Below are 19,737 nucleotides of genomic sequence, written 5' to 3' on the forward strand. Positions count from 1 at the left end.
CTCATGTAGGCCCCTACACTCCGCTTCCTCGCCTGTTTTTGCCTTGCCTGACCTTCGCTCGCCGACTTTTCGTACAGACCTTAGAACACCGACTGAATTTTCAGGCCGGCCACCAGGGCGTTGTCGACTTCATCCACACCGCCTGGATGGGTGATGTACTGCAGGTTGGGACGCACGGTCAGCCAGTTGGTGACATGGAAGCCGTAGTTGATTTCGTAGTTGTACTCAGTCTCGCGCAGCGGCGAGAACAGCGGATCGTCGTAGTTGCTGACGCCGTTGGTGTCATTGAGCAACTGGGCGTTTTTCTTCACGTCGTCGTTGACATGGATACGGGCGAAACCGATGCCGACGTCATCCTTGGGACGTGCGTCGAACGGGCCCTTGTACACGAGCATCAGCGACTGGTAGTTGTCGATGAAGTTGGTGTCCTTGTCGTGGAAGGTGGCGTTGGCCGCGATATTCAGACCGCGGGTCGCATCGCCGTTGTGGGTGGTGAGTTGCTGCTGCCCGACGAACCAGTAGCCGTGCTTGCTGCTGTGCACGCGATAGCTGTCACCGGTGACGGCGGCGTCCTGGCCATTGACGTCCTCGCGCACGTCGCTGGCATCGGCCGTGCTCTTGTAGTAACCGACGCGGTACTCGCCCGGCAGGTTGTTGACCTTCGGCGACCAGACCAGCTCGACCGGCAGCACGGTGCCCTTGGTACCACTGCCGCTGAGCTTGAAGCCGTTGCCGTGTTCCAGTTGCGACGGGTTCTGGTTGTACGCGCCGATCTGCGCATACAGCTCAGGCGTGATGTGGTACTTCACCCGCAGCGCCGCCTGGCTGACCGGCCAGTTGTACCAGATGTTGGTTGCCCAGTTGCCCACCTGGGAGCCGCAGAACGCCAGGTTCTGGAAGTCGCAGGGGAAGGTGTTGAAGTCTTCGCCTTCGCCGAAGTAACCGGCCTTGACGTCGAGCTTGCCGTCGAGGAACTGGTGCTGAATCCACAATTGGGTCAGACGCACCATGTGGCCACGACCGTAGACTTCCTGGGAGGAACTCAGGGTGCCGGCACGCGGGTCGCCGATACGGTCGTTGGAGATGTTCTGGCCGTTACGGTTGGTCAGCTGGATCTTCGCCTGGGTGTTATCCCAGCCCCAGAGCTTTTCCAGGTCCAGCGCCACGCCCAGGCCGAACTGGTCGCTGTAGCGCCCGGTCTTGTCGTCGTTGTAGCCGCCGTGCAGGTTGGCGCCCATCTCACCAACGTAATCGGCCTTGATGTCGATCCCCTTCTCGAGCAGCTTGGTCCGCTCGCCACCCCAGTCGCCGGTCATCCATTTCGAATCGGCGCTGAACGCTTCGTCAGCGTGCGCGCTACCGGCCAGGGTCATTGCCGCAATCGCTGACAACTGGCAGATCAAGCGTGCATTGGTGCTCTTCTTTTTCATCCCTACATCCTCGTCTTTATTGTTATTAACTGTTTTTCTCTAACGCGGTTTACACCTGATGCGACGGATGACAGGCCATCCGCCGCGCATTCGGTACAGCTTGCTGCAACAACGCCGGCCTCAACGCCCCTTGAACTGCGCGACGTTGCTGGCATGGGCTTCGCTCTGCGCAGGGGCCGCAACACCCAGGCGCTCGCCACTCTTGGCATCGAACAGCAGGACCTTGGCCGGATCGAATTGCAGGGTCAGGGTTTCGCCGACCTGCGGCGCCACATCCGGCGCCAGGCGGCAGCAGACCTTGGTGCCGTTGAGGTTGACGAACACCAGGGTGTCGGGACCGGTCGGCTCGGTGACCTGGACCTCGGCGCGCAGGGTCGGCAGGCCGTTGCCCTCGCCGTTCGCCAGGCCGATCTGCTCCGGACGGATGCCGAGGATCACTTCACGGTCTTCCAGGCCGGCGTCCTGCATGCCCAGGGGCAGCTCGCAACGGGCCTGGCCGCTGTCCAGCAGGGCCAGCAGGCGACCTTCCTTGCGCTGCAGGCGCAGGGGGATGAAGTTCATCGGCGGCGAGCCGATGAAGCTGGCCACGAACAGGTTGGCCGGATCGTTGTAGATCTGTTTCGGGGTACCGAACTGCTGGATGATGCCGTCCTTCATCACCGCCACCTTGTCGCCCAGGGTCATGGCTTCGATCTGGTCGTGGGTGACGTAGACCGTGGTGGTCTTCAGGCGCTGGTGCATCAGTTTCATTTCGGTGCGCATCTCGACCCGCAGCTTGGCGTCGAGGTTGGACAGCGGTTCGTCGAACAGGTAGATCTTCGGCCGCCGCGCCAGGGCCCGGCCCATGGCCACGCGCTGTTGCTGGCCGCCGGACAGCTGGCCGGGCTTGCGACTGAGCAGGTGTTCGATCTGCAGCAGCTTGGCCACCCGCGCCACTTCCTCGTCGATCTCGGCGGTCGGCATCTTGCGGATCTTCAGGCCGAAGGCGATGTTGTCGCGCACGCTCATGGTCGGGTACAGCGCGTAGGACTGGAACACCATGGCGATGTCGCGGTCTTTCGGGCTCATGCCACTGATGTCGGCATCGTCCACCAGGATCGCCCCGCCGCTGATGTTTTCCAGGCCGGCGATGCAGTTCATCAGGGTGGATTTACCGCAGCCCGAGGGCCCCACGAGAATCAGGAACTCACCGTCATCGATCTTCAGTTCGATGTTCTTCAGGGTATCCGGCAGGCCAGTACCGTAGGTCTTGTTGACGTTGCGTAATTCGAGAGTTGCCATCTTTTACCCCTTGACCGCGCCGGACGTCAGCCCACGCAGGAAATACTTGCCAGCGAATATGTAGACCAGCAGTGTCGGCAGCCCGGCGATCATCGCCGCCGCCATATCAACGTTGTATTCCTTGGTCCCGGTGCTGGTGTTGACCAGGTTGTTCAAGGCCACGGTGATCGGTTGCGCATCGCCGCTGGCGAACACCACGCCGAACAGGAAATCGTTCCAGATCTGGGTGAACTGCCAGATCAGGCAGACCATGATGATCGGCACCGACATCGGCAGCAGGATCTTGCCGAAGATGGTGAAGAAGCCCGCGCCGTCCAGGCGCGCGGCCTTGACCAGGGCGTCCGGGATGCTCACGTAGTAGTTGCGGAAGAACAGCGTGGTGAACGCCAGGCCGTAGACCACGTGCACCAGCACCAGGCCGCTGGTGGTGTTGGCCAGGCCGAACTTGCCGAGGGTGAAGGACGCCGGCAGCAGCACGGTCTGGAACGGCAGGAAGCAACCGAACAGCAGCAGGCCGAAGAACAGCTGCGAACCGCGGAAGCGCCACATCGACAGCACGTAGCCGTTGATGGCGCCGATGAAAGTCGAGATGACCACCGCCGGCACAGTGATCTTCACCGAGTTCCAGAAGTAGCCACCCACCGCGTCCCAGGCCTTGATCCAGCCGATGCCGTCGATCACGGCCGGCCAGCTCAGCAGGTTGCCGGTGCGGATGTCTTCCGGGGTCTTGAAGCTGGTCAGCAGCATCACCACCAGCGGCACCAGGTACACCGCCGCCGCCAGCAGCAGGGTGGCGTAGATGGCGATGCGGCTGAAGTTCAGCGCAGGTTTTCCGAGCTGGTTAGTCATGGCGTTTGCCTCGCAGTTCGGAGTACAGGTACGGCACCAGGATGGTCAGCACGGCACCCAGCATCAGCATGGCGCTGGCCGAACCTATGCCCATCTGCCCGCGGCTGAAGGTGAAGGAATACATGAACATCGCCGGCAGGTCGGACGAGTAGCCAGGGCCGCCAGCGGTCATCGCCGCCACCAGGTCGAAGCTCTTGATCGCGATGTGCGCGAGGATCATGAAGGCACTGAAGAACACCGGGCGCAGGCTCGGCAGGACGATCTTCAGGTAGATGGTCGGCAGGCTCGCGCCATCGACCTGGGCGGCGCGGATGATCGACTGGTCGACGCCGCGCAAGCCGGCGAGGAACATCGCCATGACAAAGCCCGAGGCCTGCCACACCGCGGCGATCACCAGGCAGTACACCACGCGATCCTGATCCACCAGCCAGTCCAGGCGGAAGCCTTCCCAGCCCCAGTCACGCAGCATCTTGTCCAGGCCCAGACCAGGGTTGAGCAGCCATTTCCAGGCGGTACCGGTGACGATCATCGACAACGCCATCGGGTACAGATAGACGGTGCGGATAAAGCCTTCCTTGCGGATGCGCTGGTCCAGCAGCACCGCCAGGAACACGCCCAGCACCAGGCTGATGCCGATGAACATGCCGCCGAACAGCGCCAGGTTCTTGCTCGCCACCCACCAGCGGTCGTTGTCCATCAGGCGCATGTATTGCTGCAGGCCGACCCACTTGTAGCTCGGCATGAAGCTGGAATTGGTGAAGGACAGAATGAACGTCCAGATGATGTAACCGTAAAAACCGACCAGGACGATCAGCATGCTTGGCGCCAGGACCAACTTGGGGAGCCAGCGCTGCAGCGCGTCGAACGGTGAGGCTTTGCTGAAAACCGCCACAGAGCTCATCGGGATAATCCAGTTTGAAGGAGTGAGTATCTGTAGGAGCGAAGCTTGCTCGCGATGAACGATCACGCGTCGTGTCAGGTACGACGCTTTCGCGGGCAAGCCTCGCTCCTGCAGGGGAAGAGCGCTCTCAGGAACAGCCGCAGGCGAGCCTGCGGCACCGGACCTTACTGGGCGGCCTTGACGGCCGATGCCAGCTGCGCACTGGCCTTGGCCGGGTCCGCGTCCTTGTCGTTCATGAAGTTGGTCACCACATCGAAGATCGCGCCCTGCACGGCCAGGGAGGTGGCCATGTTGTGCGCCATGCTCGGTTGCAGGCCGCCGGTCTTGTCGTCAGCCAGGAAGTCCCTGGCCGACGCCTGGGCGCAGGAATCGAAGCCCTGTGCGGCCATGTCGTTGAGCATGTCGGTGCGCACCGGGATCGAACCCTTGTTGATGCTGAAGACCTTCTGGAAGTCCTTGCCCAGGGCAACCTTGGCCAGGTCCTGCTGGGCGGCGATATCGCCCTTGCGATCGGCCTTGAGCTTGAACACCGCCAGGGAGTCGATGTTGTAGGTGAAGGCTTTGTCGGTGCCCGGGAAGGCCACGCACTGGTAGTCCTTGCCGGCGATTTTCTTCGCCGCGGTCCACTCGCTCTTGGCCCAGTCGCCCATCATCTGCATGCCGGCCTTGCCGTTGATGACGTCGGCGGCGGCGATGTTCCAGTCACGCCCGGCGCGGTTCTGATCCATGTAGCTGGTGACTTTCTTCAACTCGGTGAAGGCCTTGGTCATCTCCGGGCCGGCGAGGGTTTTCTGGTCCAGGTCGACCAGGGCTTTCTTGTAGCCATCGGCGCCCATGACCGAGAGCACCACGTCTTCGAACACGGTGCTGTCCTGCCATGGCTGGCCGCCGTGGGCCAGGGCGATGAAACCGGCGGCCTTGAGCTTGTCGCCGGCGGCATAGAATTCTTCGAGGGTGGTCGGGGCCTTGTCGATCCCGGCCTTCTTGAAGACTTCCGGGTTGATCCACAGCCAGTTGACGCGGTGGATGTTCACCGGCACGGCGACATAGTCACCTTCGTACTTCACGGTGTCGGAGACTTTCTTGGAGAGCAGGCCGTCCCAGTTTTCCGACTTGGCCACGTCTTTCAGGGCGTCGGTGCTGAGCAGGCCGGTGCTGCCCCACTCCTGGATGTCCGGGCCCTTGATCTGGGCCACGCCCGGCGGGTTGCCGGAAACGGCGCGGCTTTTCAGCACGGTCATGGCCGTGGCACCGCCACCGCCGGCGACTGCGCCGTCTTTCCAGGTGAAACCGTCTTTTTCGACCTGGGCCTTGAGCACATCAACCGCAGCCTTTTCACCGCCGGAAGTCCACCAGTGGACGACTTCCACCGAACCTTTGGCGTCGGCGGCAACGGAAACGAGAGGGAATGCACTGAGGGGAAACAACGAGGCAACGGAAATGACAGCAGCTAGACGAGAAATCGCATTCATCTGAGGTGTACCTTTCTTGTTGTTATGCATGCAAGTCTGGTGCTTGCGCTGCATAGGATTCTAAACAGGGGGCCCACCCGCGCAGGTAACGAAGGGATGCGCGAATGTCACCACATGGTTACATAACCTGCAGTCTAGACACTTCGGCCAAGGCCGACGCCATGCTCGGCGCCAAAGGCAGGCGCGGAATCAGCACCGCCTGCCAGGCGTGATACAGGTCCGGTTTGCCGGCCCAGATCTCGGCGCTGGGCCTGTTGTTGCTGTCCAGTTCGTGATGCCAGCTGCCGTGCAGCGGATCGATGAAGTGCTGGGCAGTAAACTCCCAGAAGCGCCGATACCAGGTTTCGTACTGTTGGTCTCCGGTGCGCTGCAGCAAGGCGCTGGCCGCCGCCGCGGCTTCGGCGTGGGTCCAGTGCAGGCGCTGGCGCACCACGGGGCGCTGCTGCCAGTCCAGGGTGTAGACGATGCCCGGCGCGCCATCGACGTCCCAGGCATCACCGCAGGCGTTTTCGAAGAGTCTCTGGGCATCCAGCAGCAGCCAGCCGGGGCTGAGCATGCCGGCCTGGCAGCGCGCGGCTTCGAGGTGCAGCAACAGGCGGGCCCACTCGAAAGCGTGCCCGGGGGTGGTGCCATAGGGGCGAAAACCGTCGGCCGGATGCTCCTGGTTGTAATCCGGCAACGGCTGCCACTGCCGGTCGAAATGCTCAATCACTCGGTAATCGCCAGCGGCGGCATGTTGGTGGATGACCCGCTCGACAATGTGCAGGGCGCGGTTGAGCCAGCGCGGGTCCTGGGTGACATCGGCCAGGGCGAGGAAAGCCTCGGTGGCGTGCATGTTGCTGTTGGCGCCGCGATAAGCCTCCTCGCAGCTCCAGTCGCGGTTGAAGGACTCGCGCATCGCGCCCTCCTCCTCGCTCCAGAAATGCGCCTCGATGACCCGGATCGCCTCCGCCAGCAAGGCCTCGGCGCCGGGGCGCGCGGCCACCACCGCGGAACTCGCCGCCAGGGCGACGAAGGCATGCAGGTAGGCCGCCTTGCCGCTGTTGCCGTCGGCATGCCCGGGGGCGGCGAACCAACCGCCATACTCGCCATCGCGCAGCGCGCCGTTGAGCGCGGCGATGCCGTGGTCCACCAGCGCGGCGTAGCCGGGAATGCCCTGGATATGGGCCATGGCGAAACTGTGGGTCATGCGCGCGGTGTTCATGGTGCCGGCCCGGGCACCGCTCGGCAGGCGCCCGCGCTCGTCCAGGTCGCCGAAGCCTTCGGGCAACCGGGCTGCGCTGGCGAATGCCAGCAGGCGCTGGCCCTCGGCGGCCAGCCAGTGATGATGGGCAGGAGCGTTCAGCCAGCTGCTGAACGCCAGGGGAATACTCTTCATGGCGGATCTGTTGTTGTTCTTATCAGGGCCTTGAGTCTAAACAACGGGTTCGCGCAGGCAGGTAACGAAGGTCACAGGAAATGTCACCAGGCCGTGACAAACAACTTGATTCCGTAGGAGCGAAGCTTGCTCGCGATGAAGGACAACGCGTCGTGTCAGGTACGACGCTTCGCGGGCAAGTCGGATCGCCGCCCGCTCGCTCCTACAGGGGCGTCAGTCCACGGGGCGGGGCAGGTACAGGGTCACGCGCAAACCGCCTTCGCGCAGGTTCTGCAGGCTCACCTCGCCGCCATGGCTGTGGGCGATGTTGCGCGCGATGCCCAGGCCCAGGCCGTAGCCCTGCTGCTGGCCGGACAGGCGGAAGTGCGGCTCGAACACCTGCTCCAGGCGCTGCTCCGGCACGCCCGGGCCTTCGTCGTCGACATGCAGGATGAACGCGTTGGCATCGTCGTCGATGTGCAGGTGGGCGTTCTGCCCGTACTTCAACGCGTTGTCGATCAGGTTGCCCATGCAGCGCTTGAGCGCCAGGGGCTTGCCCGGATAAGGCGCCAGCGCCCGCCCCTGCTGGGTCACGCGGCCGTTGCCGTTGGGCGCCAGGTAGGGTTCCACCAGGCAGTCGAGCACCTGGTTGAGGTCCACCGGCTCGATGTTCTCGTGGATGTCGGTGTCCTTGACGCATTGCAGCGCGCCCTTGACCAGCAACTCCAACTCATCCAGGTCGCGGCCGAACTTGCTTTGCAACTGCTCGTCTTCCAGCAGCTCGACCCGCAGCCGCAGGCGGGTGATGGGCGTGCGCAGGTCGTGGGAAATCGCACTGAACAGCTGGCTGCGCTCGGTGAGGTAACGGCTGATGCGCTCGCGCATGGCATTGAAGGCCCGGCCGACTTCCACCACCTCGCTGCCACCGCCTTCGGCCACCGGCTGCACATCGGCGCCCAGGGACATGTCTCGCGCGGCCCGTGCCAGGCGCTTGAGCGGCCGGCTCTGCCAATGCACCAGCAGACCGATGAACAGCAGCAGGAAACCGCTGGTGAGCACGATGAACCACACCTGCTGCGCCGGCAGCCCCTGCTCTTCGAGGCTGGTGTAGGGCTCGGGCAACAGCGAGGCGATGTACAACCACTCCCCCGGCGCCATCTGGATCTGGGTGACCAGCACTGGCGGGTTCACCGGTTCCAGGGTCAGGGCGTAGTGGGCCCAGGAGCGCGGTAACTCATCGAGCTTCAGGCCGCCATTGAAAATCCGCAGGTCCTCGGGGCTGACGAAGGTCACCGAGATATAGGCGTCGTTGCCCAGGGACTGGCGCAGCACTTCCTCCACCGCCTTGAGCACCGCCTGCTTGCGTGGCGTGATCGGCAGCACTTCCATGCCCAGCGGCTTGTCGTTGAGGGTCACGACAAAACGGGTGCCGCCCATGCTGCGCAACTGGTCGAGCACCAGCGGCCGGTACGCCACCGGCAGCGAACGAAAGTAGCTGACGCTGGCGGTCATCGAATGGGCCAGGCTGCGGGCGCTGGTGACCAGGCCTTCGAGCTGGGTGGCGCGCAGTTGGGAAACCCAGATCACGCTGGACAAGGCCTGGGCGAACAGCACCACCAGTAGCGTCAGCAGCAGCATCCGGCCCAGCAGCGAACGCGGCACCGGCACCCGCGCCAGCAGCTTGCGCGCAAACTCAGTGAGCATTGCCGGCAACCACATTGGCCGCCAATTGGTAACCGCTGCCGCGCACGGTACGGATCAGCCGCGGCGGCTTCTCGGTGTCGCGCAGGCGCTGGCGCAGGCGGCTGACCGCCATGTCGACGATGCGGTCCAGGGGCATCAGTTCACGCCCGCGGGTGGCATTGCCGATGGTGTCGCGGTCGAGGATTTCCTGGGGGTGATCGAGGAACAGCTTGAGCAGGGCGAAGTCGGCGCCGGAGAGGATCACTTCCTCGCCGTCGTTGTGGAACAGCCGGTGGCTGACCATGTCCAGGCGCCATTCGTCGAAGCACAGCACCTCGCCGCCGGCCCGTTCCTGGCCGAACTGCGCGCGGCGCAACAGGGCCTTGATCCGCGCCTGCAATTCCCGGGGACTGAAGGGCTTGCCCAGATAGTCGTCGGCACCCAGCTCCAGGCCGATGACCCGGTCGGCTTCGTCGGAGCTGGCGGTGAGCATGATGATCGGCACCTGGCCGACCCGCGGGTGCTGGCGGATCCAGCGGCACAGACTGAAGCCGTCTTCGTCCGGCAGCATCACGTCGAGAATCACCAGGTCGCTCGGCGCCTCGTTCAGCGCCTGGCGAAAGCCGGCGCCGTTGGGCGTGCTGCGGACCTGGAAGCCGGCGCGACTGAGGTAGGTCTCCAGCAGCTCGCGGATTTCCTGATCGTCATCAACCAACAAGATCGACTTACTGACTGAACTCACGCGGGCCGTCCTTTGTTGTTATGAATGGGGCCGAATTATGCCTTACCGATCAACAAAACGTAGCTGTAGCCGCTGCCGAGCCCGCGAGGCTGCGATCGATCTGGGCGGCATTCCGACGAAGCGGGCGTAAACCAGGCGACCAGTTCTTCCTGGCAAGTCGTGTGCTCAGGTTTCGCGAGGACTTCGTCCTCGATCGCAGCCTCGCAGGCTCGGCAGCGGCTACAGAGGTAGAACTGGATCAGGCAAACGCCTGTTCCAGCGCCACCCCGGCACCGGTCAGGCCCGAGTATGGCGCCGTCACCAGCCACACCGGAATGCCCTTGAAGTAATCGCTCATGCAGCCCTTGTCGGCAAAACAACGGGCGAAACCGCTTTCGACGAAAAAGTCGGCGAACCGCGGGATCACCCCGCCGACGATGTACACGCCACCGCGCCCGCCAGTGGTCAGCACGTTGTTGCCCGCCACCCGGCCCAGCCAGCAGCAGAACTGCTCGAGCACTTCCAGGGCGATGGGGTCGCCGGCCAGGCCCGCGGCGGTGATGGCTTCCGGGGTATCGAGCAGCGGCTCATGCCCGTCCACCGCGCAGATCGCCCGGTACACCCGGGGCAAACCGCCGCCGCTGAGCGCGGTCTCGGCGCTGACGTGACCGATCTCGCTGTAGATGTGCTGCCACAACTGGGTTTCCCGCGGGCTGCTCAACGGCAGGTCGACATGCCCGCCCTCGCCCGGCAAGGCGGCCCAGCGGCCTTGGCCCAGGTCCAGCAGCGTGCCGACGCCCAGGCCGGTGCCCGGCCCGATCACCACCGCCGGGCGCAGCGGCTCGGCAGTGCCTTCGCAGACCACCCGGAACTCGCCGGGCTGCAGGCGGGTCATGCCCAGGGCCATGGCCGAGAAGTCATTGACCAGCAGCAGCTCGTCGACCTGCAGGGTCTGGCAGAAAGCCTTGCGGCTCAGGCGCCAGTGGTTGTTGGTAAAACGAAATTCGTCGCCGCCCACCGGGCCGGCCACCGACAGGCACACCGCGCCGATCGAACCCGGCGCCAGGCCGAGGCCGCTCAGGTAAATGCCAATGGCCTCTTCCGGGCTGGCGTGGTCCGCCGTCGCCAGCACCTGGATCGACTCCAGGCGCTGGTCTTTCCACAACGCAAAACGCGCATTGGTTCCACCAATGTCACCGACCAGCGCTAACTTCACTTAAGGTTCTCCAGGGCAGAGGTAAAGGCGCTGGCGCCCTGCTCCGCCGAGCTGAAGGCCATGCGCATGAAACCGAACAATTCGCGGCCGCTGCCGACGTTGTTACCCAGCAGGCCCTTGGCCGGCTCGCGGGCGGCGAATTCATCGGCGTCTACCTTAAGCTCCAGCGTGCCCTTTACGCCATCCACACGAATGATGTCGCCATCGCGCACCCGCGCCAGCGCACCGCCGACCTGGGCTTCCGGGCTGACGTGGATCGCCGCCGGGATCTTGCCCGAGGCCCCGGACATGCGCCCGTCGGTGACCAGCGCGACCTTGAAGCCACGGTCCTGCAACACACCAAGGAACGGCGTCATCTTGTGCAGTTCCGGCATGCCGTTGGAACGCGGGCCCTGGAAGCGCATCACCGCCACGAAGTCCTTTTCCAGCTCGCCGGCCTTGAACGCATCGGCCAGGTCCTGCTGGTCCTGGAACACCACCGCCGGCGCTTCGACGATCTGGTGCTGCAGCGCCACGGCGGAGACTTTCATCACCCCGCGACCGAGGTTGCCTTCCATCACCCGCAGGCCGCCTTCCGGCGAGAACGCACGGGCCACCGGACGCAGGATGTTTTCGTCGAGGCTTTCGATCGGGCCGTCGCGCCACACCAGCTTGCCGTTGTCCAGGAAAGGTTCCTGGGTGTAGCGGCTCAGGCCGCGGCCAGCCACGGTGTTGACGTCTTCGTGGAGCAGGCCGGCTTCCAGCAGTTCGCGGATCAGGAACGCCATGCCGCCCGCCGCCTGGAAGTGGTTGATGTCGGCCTTGCCGTTCGGATAGACGTGGGACAGGGTCGGCACCACCTCGGACAGGTCGGCCATGTCCTGCCAGGTCAACTGGATGCCCGCGGCCTGGGCGATCGCCGGCATGTGCAGGGTGTGGTTGGTCGAACCGCCGGTGGCGTGCAGGGCAACGATGGAGTTGACCAGGGAACGCTCGTCGACGATCTCGCCGATCGGCGTGAAGTTGCCGCTCTGCTTGGTCAGGCGGGTGACCTGCTGCGCCGCTTCATGGGTCAGGGCGTCGCGCAGTGGCGTGTAAGGGTTGACGAAGGACGCGCCCGGCAAGTGCAGGCCCATGACTTCCATCAGCAGCTGGTTGGTGTTGGCGGTGCCGTAGAAAGTACAGGTACCCGGGCTGTGGTAGGACTTCATCTCCGATTCCAGCAGCTCTTCGCGGGTCGCCTTGCCCTCGGCGTAACGCTGGCGCACGTCGGCCTTTTCCTTGTTGGAAATGCCCGACGGCATCGGCCCGCCCGGGACGAAGATGGTCGGCAGGTGACCGAAGCGCAACGCGCCCATCATCAGGCCCGGGACGATCTTGTCGCAGATGCCGAGCATCAGCGCGGCATCGAACATGTTGTGGGACAAGGCCACCGCGGTGGACAGCGCGATCACCTCGCGGCTCGGCAGGCTCAGCTCCATGCCGGCCTCGCCCTGGGTCACGCCATCGCACATGGCGGGGGTGCCGCCGGCGAATTGGCCGACCGAGCCCATCTCGCGCAGGGCTTTCTTGATCTGTTCGGGAAAGTGCTCGTATGGCTGGTGCGCCGAGAGCATGTCGTTATATGACGAAACAATTGCCACGTTGGCGGCATTCATCATGCGCAGGCTGTGCTTGTCTTCCGAGCCGCAGCCGGCAACGCCGTGGGCGAAGTTCGCACACTGCAGCTTGCCCCGTTGCGGGCCATCGCTGGCGGCGCCGCGGATCAGGGCGAGGTAAGCCTCGCGAGTGGCGCGACTGCGGGCGACAAGCCGTTCGGTGACCTCAAGAACGCGGGGATGCATGGGTAGAACTCCAGGCTAACGGATGTGGCGACCTGTTTGTCTAGGCTGATCAAAACGCCCGCGGCACAAGGGATGGCAGAGGGTTTCTTGACCATTCGGACCAGTTGATTCAGGTCACTCGTTGTAGATAAAACAAAATACTGCCACCAAAAAGGCTTGTTTTCTATTTTTTTGCGAATAATCTTGTAATTCCAACAACAAAACTACGGCAGGCGCTTTTCTAATGACTCTACGAATCGCAATCAATGGTTTTGGCCGCATCGGCCGCAACGTCCTGCGCGCACTTTATACCCAAGGCTATCGCCAGGATCTGCAGATCGTCGCCATCAACGATCTGGGTGATAGTTCGATCAATGCCCATCTGCTCAAATACGACACCGTCCACGGCACCTTCGATGCCGAGGTGCAGCACGATCAGGAAAGCCTGACCGTCAACGGCGACCGGATCTCGGTCAGCGCCATCCGCAATCCGGCCGAACTGCCCTGGGCCGCCGAGAAGATAGACGTCGTATTCGAATGCACCGGCCTGTTCACCGACCGTGCCAAAGCCGCCGCCCATATCAGCGCCGGCGCCCGCAAAGTGATTATTTCCGCCCCGGCCAAGGGCGCCGACGCCACCGTGGTGTATGGCGTGAACCACGACATTCTGCGCCAGTCGCACCAGATCATTTCCAACGCTTCGTGCACCACCAACTGCCTGGCGCCGGTGGCCCAGGTGCTGAACCGCGAGCTGGGCGTCGAAAGCGGGCTGATGACCACCATCCACGCCTACACCAACGACCAGAACCTGACCGACGTCTACCACAGCGATCCGTACCGCGCCCGTTCGGCCACCCAGAACATGATCCCGAGCAAGACCGGCGCGGCCGAAGCCGTGGGCCTGGTGCTGCCGGAGCTGGCCGGCAAGCTGACCGGCATGGCGGTGCGGGTACCGGTGATCAACGTATCGCTGGTGGACCTGACCGTGCAGCTCAAGCGCAACACCACCGCCGAGGAGGTCAACGCCCTGCTCAAGAGCGCCAGCCAGCACTCGAAGATCCTGGGCTACAACAGCCTGCCGCTGGTCTCCAGCGACTTCAACCACAACCCGCTGTCGTCGATCTTCGACGCCAATCACACCAAAGTCAGCGGCGGCAAGCTGCTCAAGGTACTGGCCTGGTACGACAACGAGTGGGGTTTCTCCAACCGCATGCTGGATAACTGCCTGGCCCTGTGCAGCGCCGAGTAAGCCCACGGCCTGCGACGCGGGAGCTGCCGCAGGCTGCGATCTTTTGATCTTCACATTCGAGGTTCAAGCGCGCAAAGATCGCAGCCTCGGCAGCTCCTGCCGATTCCCTCCTTCCCGGAGCCGCCACCGATGATCGGTATCAGTTTCACCCAGGCCAGCATGGCGGCGCGCAAGCGTATCGCCCTGGTGGCCCACGACCATTGCAAGACTTTCCTCCTGGACTGGGCCGAGCGGCAGAAAGACCGGCTCGCCGAACACGATCTGCTGGCCACCGGCACCACCGGCCAACTGCTGCACAAACGCTTGGGACTGCCGGTGGAAAGCATGATCAGCGGCCCCCTGGGCGGCGACCAGCAGCTCGGCGCGCGGATCGCCGAGCAGCGGGTGGACATGCTGGTGTTCTTCTGGGACCCCTTCGAGCCCCAGCCCCACGACCCGGACATCAAGGCCCTGCTACGGGTCGCGGCGGTCTGGAACATCCCCGTGGCCTGCAACGAATGCAGCGCCGACTACCTGCTCAGCAGCCCGCTGATGGAGCAGGTGCACAGCTACCGGATTCCGGACTACCCGGCCTACCTCTCCGGACGTCGATGATTCACTAAGGACTTGACCGCCGACGTAGATGATAAGCATTATCATCTGCTGGAAAAATCAGTCAGGTCCTGCTGTGAGCCAATCCCGCTTCAATCACGTCTTTCTCACCCAGCGCGTTTCGCTGCTGCGCACGCTGGAGCGGATGGTCAACAACCACAGCACCGCCGAGGACCTGTTGCAGGAAACCTACCTGCGCGTGACCCGGGCCCTGAGCGAGCGGGCCATCGACCACCTCGAACCCTTCGTCTTCCAGACCGCCCGCAACCTGGCGCTCGACCACCTGCGCGCGCGACGCATCCAGGCCCGCACCCTGCTCGAAGACGTGCCGGTGGACGTGGTCGAAAGCGTGGCCGCGCCCCTGAGCAGTGCCGAGGATGCCGCCCATGCCGAACAGTTGCTGGAACGCCTGAACATGAGCCTTGCCCAACTCAGCCCGCGCCAACAGCAGATCTTCATCCTCAGCCGCCTGCACGGCCACAGCTACCTGGAGATCGCCGAGAAGCTCGAGGTCTCCCAGAGCACCGTGCAAAAGGAACTGAAGCTGATCATGGCCATCTGCATCGGCGTCGCCGAGCGCTTGAACGGTCATTGAGGCCCAGCCGGGCGGGCGCCAGCCGCAGCCCTTTGCTACCCTTGACCGCCCTGCGCTCTCCATCTAAAAAACAGCCGTGCACAGACACAGCCGAGGAACACCCGTGACGGACATCCACCGCACCCAGCCGACCGCCCAGGACGGGGAAACATCCACCACCTGCACCCCGGAGCAGGCCATGGACCAGGCCCTGGACTGGCTGATCCTGCTGGAGAACCCGAGCCCCGAGCAGACCCGGCAATTCCACGACTGGCTGAACGCCTCGCCCCTGCACAGCGCAGCCTTCGACAAAGCCCAGGCGATCTGGAACGGTCCGCAAATAGTGCGCTGCGCGCAAAGCCTGGACAGGCAAAAACCCAAGGTCAGCCTGCTGTCGCGCCTGCGTCCGCACTGGCGGCCGCTGGCAACCGCGGCGGTGCTGATCCTCGGCCTGTTCAGCTTCAGCAACCTGCCAGTGCGCCTGCAGGCCGATCACCTGACAGCGGTCGGCGAGCGCCAGCGCCTGCAACTGGAGGACGGCTCGAAAGTCCTGCTCAACACCAATTCGGCCTTCTCCAGCACCATAGACGAGCGCCAGCGCGTGGCCCGCCTGTACCAGGGCGAAGCCTTCTTCGAGATCCCCGCCAGCCGCGGCCAGCCGCTGGAACTCGACGCCGGCCCGGTACGCGCCAGCGTGCGCGACACCGCCTTCGCCGTGCGTTACCTGGACGGCGTGGCCCAGGTGCGGGTGCAGCGCGGCGATGTCGACCTGCGCGCCACCCACGACGATGCCCGGGTGCGCCTGTCGGCCGGCGAAAGCATCCGCATCGGCCCCAAGGGTTTCGACCGCCCGGCCAAGCTCGACCTCGACAAGGACCTGGCCTGGGTCCAGGGCCGGCTGGTGTTCGAGAACTGCCCGCTGAACCAGGTGCTGGCCGAGTTGCGCCGGTATTACCCGGGCTGGATCGTCAACAACAACGAGCGCCTGGCCGATGTCGCGGTCACCGGTAACTACCGCCTCGACCAGCCGCTGGACGTGGTCCGCTCCCTGGCTCACATCACCTCGGCGCGCCTGCAGGAGTTCCCCTCGCTGGTGATTCTCAACTAGCACGCATTTATTTTTACGCGATCGCTCACGGTCGTTCGTCTCGTTATAGCCAATGCAATTGATTCGCATTAAAGATGCCGAATCAGCACCTATAAAGATTCGTGCGACACGGAGCGCTATCGATGTCCTCTCGCCTCAACAGCCGGTCCTCTTCATCCTCCCGCCAGGCCCGCCTGCAGAACTGCACGCTGTCCCTGCTGACCGCCGCCATCCTGCTGGCCGGGGCCCAGGCCGCGCCGGTCATGGCCGCCACCGCAGCCACTCAACCGGCGCGCAATATGGGCGACTACAGCTTCGCCATCGACCAGCAACCGCTGGTGTCGGCACTGAACGCCTTTACCGCCGTCACCGGCTGGCAGGTCGGCCTGCCGGCGGAACTGGGCGAAGGCATCGCTTCCCCTGGCGTGCGCGGCTCGCTGCCGCCGGAAAAAGCCCTGGATCGCCTGCTGATGGGCACCAACCTGAGCTACCGCAAACTGGGCGCCAACAACATCGTTCTGGAAAAACGCGCCAGCGGCGGCGCCCTGAACCTGCAACAGGTGACCATCAGCGCCACCCGCCAGGAGCAGGACGTCGACAGCGTGCCCAGCACCGTGACCGTGCATGACCGCCAGGACCTGGACCGCAACAACGTCAACACCATCAAGCAACTGGTGCGCTACGAGCCGGGCGTTTCGGTCGGCGGCGCCGGTCAGCGTGGCGGCATCAGCGGCTACAACATCCGCGGCATCGACGGCGACCGCATCCTGACCCAGGTCGACGGCGTGGAGATTCCCAACGGTTTCTTCAACGGCCCCTATGCCAAGACCCAGCGCAATTACGTCGACCCGGAAATCGTCAAGCGCGTTGAGATCCTCCGCGGCCCGGCGTCGGTGCTGTACGGCAGCAACGCCATCGGCGGCGCGGTCAGCTACTTCACCCTCGACCCGGACGACATCATCAAGCCCGGCAAAGACGTCGGCGCCCGCCTGAAGACCGGCTACAGCTCGGCCGACGACAGCTGGCTGAAGTCCGCCACTGTGGCTGGACGCAGCGGCGAGTTCGACGGCCTGCTGCACTTCAGCCAGCGCGACGGCCACGAAACCGAGTCCTACGGCAGCAACAACGGCACCGGCCTGGCGCGCACCGCCGCCAACCCGGAAGACGTGCGCACCACCAACGTGCTGGCCAAGGCCGGCTGGAACTACGCCGACGACGCACGCCTGGGCCTGACCTACGAGAAGTACAAGGACGACCGCGACACCAACCAGAAGAGCGCCGTGGGCGGCCCGTTCAACGCCGGCCAGCCGCTGGGCATGTACCGCTCGCGCATCGGTAACGACACCATCACCCGCGAACGCTTCGGCCTGGACAACCGCTTCGCCCTCGACAGCCTGCTGGCCGACCACGTGAAGTGGAGCCTGAACTACCAGATCGCCAAGACTGACCAGAGCACCCTGGAAAACTACTTCCCGTTCACCCGCAACGTCATGCGCAGCCGCGAAACCCTCTACGAAGAGAAGCAGTGGGTCTTCGACGCCCAGGCCGACAAGGCCTTCGCCATTGGCGAAACCGAGCACCTGCTGACCTACGGCACCACTATCAAACAGGAAAAGGTCACCGGCTCGCGCAGCGGCAGCGGCACCTGCCTGGCGGTCGGCCGCGGCTGCACGGCGGTCGGCGCCATCAGCCCGGCCGACGTGCTGAAGAAGTCCAGCGACTTCCCGGACCCGACCATCAACACCTACAGCCTGTTCGCCCAGGACCAGATCAGTTGGAACAAATGGACCTTCCTGCCGGGCCTGCGCTACGACTACACCCAGCTCAAGCCGCACATCACCCAGGAGTTCCTCAATACCGTGGCCGCCGATGGCCAGGGTGAGGTGAGCGACGAGAACAAGACCTGGCACCGGGTATCGCCCAAGTTCGGCCTGACCTACGCCCTGACCGACCAGTACACCTGGTACGGCCAGTACGCCGAGGGTTTCCGCACCCCGACCGCCAAGGCGCTGTACGGCCGCTTCGAGAACACCACCACCGGTTACCGCGTGGCGCCGAACTCGAACCTCAAGCCGGAGAAAAGCCAGAGCTATGAAACCGGCCTGCGCGGCAAATTCGAGTCCGGCAACTTCGACGTGGCGGTGTTCTATAACAAGTACCGCGATTTCATCAACGAAGACGCGGTGACCCCGGGCTACGACGAGCTGACCTTCCAGAGCAACAACATCAAGCACGCCACCATCAAGGGCGTGGAAGTCAAAGGCCGGCTCAACCTTGACGCCCTGGGCGCGCCGCAGGGCCTGTACACCCAGGGTTCGGTGGCCTATGCCTACGGTCGCAACAACGACACCGGCGAACCCCTGAACGCGGTCAACCCGCTGACCGGCGTGTTCGGCCTGGGCTACGACCAGGACAACTACGGCGCCCTGCTCAGCTGGACCCTGGTCAAGAAAAAGGACCGCGTCGACAGCAGCAGCTTCAAGACCCCGGATGGCACCAGCAGCCAGTTCAAGACCCCGGGCTATGGCGTGCTCGACCTGACCGGTTTCTACAAGGTCAACGACGACGTCACCCTCAGCGCCGGCGTCTACAACCTGGCCGACAAGAAGTACTGGCTGTGGGATGACGTGCGCGGCTACGACAGCGTCGGCGAAGCCGCCGTGCTCAGCCCGGCCAACCTCGACCGCCTGACCCAGCCGGGTCGCAACTTCGCGGTCAACCTGATCTGGGACATCTGACCCGGTCTACCTCACTGCGCTTTTCGATGGAGCGCAGTGAGGATTTTTTACTGTGCCGCGTCTACTTGTTCGTCTAGTTAGCAAGTGCTTCTCATTTCAAGCTCTCATTTTCACTTCCCAAGGACATTGTCATGACCACCCAGGATTCCCCACAGCGCCCGAGCCTGCGCTCCCAGCGCCTGAACCAGATCACCCACGAACCCCATGCCAAGCTCGACGCCCTGGTCAAGGCCCACGCGCCGTTTGAAAGCGCCAGCAGCTTTGCCCGTTTCGTCGTCGCCCAGTACCTGTTCCAGTCCGAACTGGTCGCCCTCTACAACGACCCGGCGCTGATCGCCATAGTCCCGGACCTGGCGGAGCGTTGCCGCGCCGAAGCGGCCAAGGCCGACCTGGCGGACCTGGAAACCGAAGTCCCGGCCCCGGTGGCGGGCGCGGTGCACAACCCGAGCAAGGCCGAAGCCCTGGGCTGGCTGTTCGTCTCCGAAGGCTCCAAGCTGGGCGCGGCGTTCCTGATCAAGCGTGCGGTGGGCCTGGGCCTGAGCGAAACCTTCGGTGCCCGGCACCTGGGCGAGCCGGCCGGCGGTCGCGCCGAAGGCTGGAAATCCTTCACCCGCACCCTCGACGGCCTGGCGTTCAGCGCCGAAGAAGAAGCCGCGGCGGAAAAAGGCGCGCTGGATGCCTTCAACCGCTTTACCCTGCTGCTGGAAAAGGCCTACGACACGGCACCTGAACTGGCCTGATATTTCTTCGCGAGCAAGCTCGCTCCTACAATGAGCGCGTAATCTA

Annotated in this window: 16 protein-coding genes; 6 read left to right on the forward strand and 10 right to left on the reverse strand. The window is 64.1% G+C overall.

The window, feature by feature from the left end; all coding sequences use genetic code 11:
- Positions 1 to 80: 80 nt before the first annotated feature.
- From ACTJKT_RS23090 to edd, 10 genes are all read right to left on the reverse strand, one after another.
- Positions 81 to 1,430 carry a carbohydrate porin gene (locus ACTJKT_RS23090; RefSeq protein ID WP_440788709.1) on the reverse strand — a complete coding sequence of 450 codons (1,350 nt, stop codon included), beginning with the start codon at positions 1,428 to 1,430 and terminating at the stop codon, positions 81 to 83.
- A gap of 120 nt (positions 1,431 to 1,550) precedes the next feature.
- Positions 1,551 to 2,711 (reverse strand): ABC transporter ATP-binding protein, encoded by a 1,161-nt coding sequence (locus ACTJKT_RS23095; protein ID WP_440788710.1) that lies wholly within the window; start codon positions 2,709 to 2,711, stop codon positions 1,551 to 1,553.
- A gap of 3 nt (positions 2,712 to 2,714) precedes the next feature.
- A complete protein-coding gene (locus ACTJKT_RS23100) occupies positions 2,715 to 3,560 on the reverse strand; it encodes a carbohydrate ABC transporter permease (RefSeq protein WP_097304779.1) in 846 nt (281 codons plus the stop codon).
- The gene (locus ACTJKT_RS23105) at positions 3,553 to 4,461 is read right to left on the reverse strand and encodes a carbohydrate ABC transporter permease (protein WP_008032969.1); all 909 of its coding nucleotides are present in this window, start codon (positions 4,459 to 4,461) and stop codon (positions 3,553 to 3,555) included. The genes ACTJKT_RS23100 and ACTJKT_RS23105 overlap by 8 nt, the downstream gene beginning before the upstream one ends.
- Before the next feature lie 164 nt (positions 4,462 to 4,625).
- Positions 4,626 to 5,933, reverse strand: coding sequence for an ABC transporter substrate-binding protein (locus ACTJKT_RS23110; protein WP_440788711.1), 1,308 nt, complete (start codon positions 5,931 to 5,933; stop codon positions 4,626 to 4,628).
- Positions 5,934 to 6,051: 118 nt separating this feature from the next.
- Positions 6,052 to 7,311 (reverse strand): D-mannose isomerase, encoded by a 1,260-nt coding sequence (locus ACTJKT_RS23115; RefSeq protein ID WP_440788712.1) that lies wholly within the window; start codon positions 7,309 to 7,311, stop codon positions 6,052 to 6,054.
- A gap of 213 nt (positions 7,312 to 7,524) precedes the next feature.
- Positions 7,525 to 8,952, reverse strand: a complete 1,428-nt coding sequence (locus tag ACTJKT_RS23120) for an ATP-binding protein (RefSeq protein WP_422121463.1) — start codon at positions 8,950 to 8,952, stop codon at positions 7,525 to 7,527.
- Positions 8,953 to 8,983: 31 nt separating this feature from the next.
- Positions 8,984 to 9,715: a response regulator gene (locus tag ACTJKT_RS23125; RefSeq protein WP_007926317.1), complete on the reverse strand. Its 732-nt coding sequence runs from the start codon at positions 9,713 to 9,715 to the stop codon at positions 8,984 to 8,986.
- A gap of 238 nt (positions 9,716 to 9,953) precedes the next feature.
- A complete protein-coding gene (locus ACTJKT_RS23130) occupies positions 9,954 to 10,910 on the reverse strand; it encodes a glucokinase (protein WP_440788713.1) in 957 nt (318 codons plus the stop codon).
- Entirely contained in the window at positions 10,907 to 12,733 is a 1,827-nt protein-coding gene (gene edd, locus ACTJKT_RS23135) for a phosphogluconate dehydratase (RefSeq protein WP_009045235.1), read from the reverse strand. Before edd ends, ACTJKT_RS23130 begins: the two co-directional genes overlap by 4 nt.
- Before the next feature lie 223 nt (positions 12,734 to 12,956).
- Here edd and gap point away from each other — a divergent pair, with 223 nt between their 5' ends.
- The 6 genes from gap (at position 12,957) to ACTJKT_RS23165 (ending at position 19,691) form a co-directional block, all read left to right on the forward strand.
- Entirely contained in the window at positions 12,957 to 13,961 is a 1,005-nt protein-coding gene (gene gap, locus ACTJKT_RS23140) for a type I glyceraldehyde-3-phosphate dehydrogenase (RefSeq protein ID WP_440788714.1), read from the forward strand.
- A gap of 129 nt (positions 13,962 to 14,090) precedes the next feature.
- Complete coding sequence (locus ACTJKT_RS23145) at positions 14,091 to 14,555, forward strand: methylglyoxal synthase (protein WP_440788715.1); 465 nt, start codon at positions 14,091 to 14,093, stop codon at positions 14,553 to 14,555.
- Positions 14,556 to 14,628: 73 nt separating this feature from the next.
- Complete coding sequence (locus ACTJKT_RS23150; protein ID WP_007926306.1) at positions 14,629 to 15,147, forward strand: RNA polymerase sigma factor; 519 nt, start codon at positions 14,629 to 14,631, stop codon at positions 15,145 to 15,147.
- 103 nt (positions 15,148 to 15,250) lie between these two features.
- Positions 15,251 to 16,234 (forward strand): FecR family protein, encoded by a 984-nt coding sequence (locus ACTJKT_RS23155; protein ID WP_440788716.1) that lies wholly within the window; start codon positions 15,251 to 15,253, stop codon positions 16,232 to 16,234.
- A 122-nt stretch (positions 16,235 to 16,356) separates the two neighbouring features.
- Positions 16,357 to 18,951, forward strand: coding sequence for a TonB-dependent receptor (locus ACTJKT_RS23160; protein ID WP_440788717.1), 2,595 nt, complete (start codon positions 16,357 to 16,359; stop codon positions 18,949 to 18,951).
- A 131-nt stretch (positions 18,952 to 19,082) separates the two neighbouring features.
- Positions 19,083 to 19,691, forward strand: coding sequence for a biliverdin-producing heme oxygenase (locus ACTJKT_RS23165; RefSeq protein WP_440788718.1), 609 nt, complete (start codon positions 19,083 to 19,085; stop codon positions 19,689 to 19,691).
- Positions 19,692 to 19,737: the final 46 nt, after the last annotated feature.

The sequence above is a fragment of the Pseudomonas sp. 22526 genome (assembly GCF_052044735.1).
GTDB lineage: Bacteria > Pseudomonadota > Gammaproteobacteria > Pseudomonadales > Pseudomonadaceae > Aquipseudomonas > Aquipseudomonas piscium.

What these genes read in the sequence shown, in the direction of transcription:
- gap (WP_440788714.1), top strand. Translation starts at nt 12,957, where the DNA reads ATGACTCTACGAATCGCAATCAATGGTTTTGGCCGCATCGGCCGCAAC.
- ACTJKT_RS23100 (WP_097304779.1), bottom strand. Translation starts at nt 3,560, where the DNA reads ATGACTAACCAGCTCGGAAAACCTGCGCTGAACTTCAGCCGCATCGCC.
- ACTJKT_RS23165 (WP_440788718.1), top strand. Translation starts at nt 19,083, where the DNA reads ATGACCACCCAGGATTCCCCACAGCGCCCGAGCCTGCGCTCCCAGCGC.
- ACTJKT_RS23145 (WP_440788715.1), top strand. Translation starts at nt 14,091, where the DNA reads ATGATCGGTATCAGTTTCACCCAGGCCAGCATGGCGGCGCGCAAGCGT.
- ACTJKT_RS23105 (WP_008032969.1), bottom strand. Translation starts at nt 4,461, where the DNA reads ATGAGCTCTGTGGCGGTTTTCAGCAAAGCCTCACCGTTCGACGCGCTG.
- edd (WP_009045235.1), bottom strand. Translation starts at nt 12,733, where the DNA reads ATGCATCCCCGCGTTCTTGAGGTCACCGAACGGCTTGTCGCCCGCAGT.
- ACTJKT_RS23090 (WP_440788709.1), bottom strand. Translation starts at nt 1,430, where the DNA reads ATGAAAAAGAAGAGCACCAATGCACGCTTGATCTGCCAGTTGTCAGCG.
- ACTJKT_RS23115 (WP_440788712.1), bottom strand. Translation starts at nt 7,311, where the DNA reads ATGAAGAGTATTCCCCTGGCGTTCAGCAGCTGGCTGAACGCTCCTGCC.
- ACTJKT_RS23095 (WP_440788710.1), bottom strand. Translation starts at nt 2,711, where the DNA reads ATGGCAACTCTCGAATTACGCAACGTCAACAAGACCTACGGTACTGGC.
- ACTJKT_RS23160 (WP_440788717.1), top strand. Translation starts at nt 16,357, where the DNA reads ATGTCCTCTCGCCTCAACAGCCGGTCCTCTTCATCCTCCCGCCAGGCC.
- ACTJKT_RS23110 (WP_440788711.1), bottom strand. Translation starts at nt 5,933, where the DNA reads ATGAATGCGATTTCTCGTCTAGCTGCTGTCATTTCCGTTGCCTCGTTG.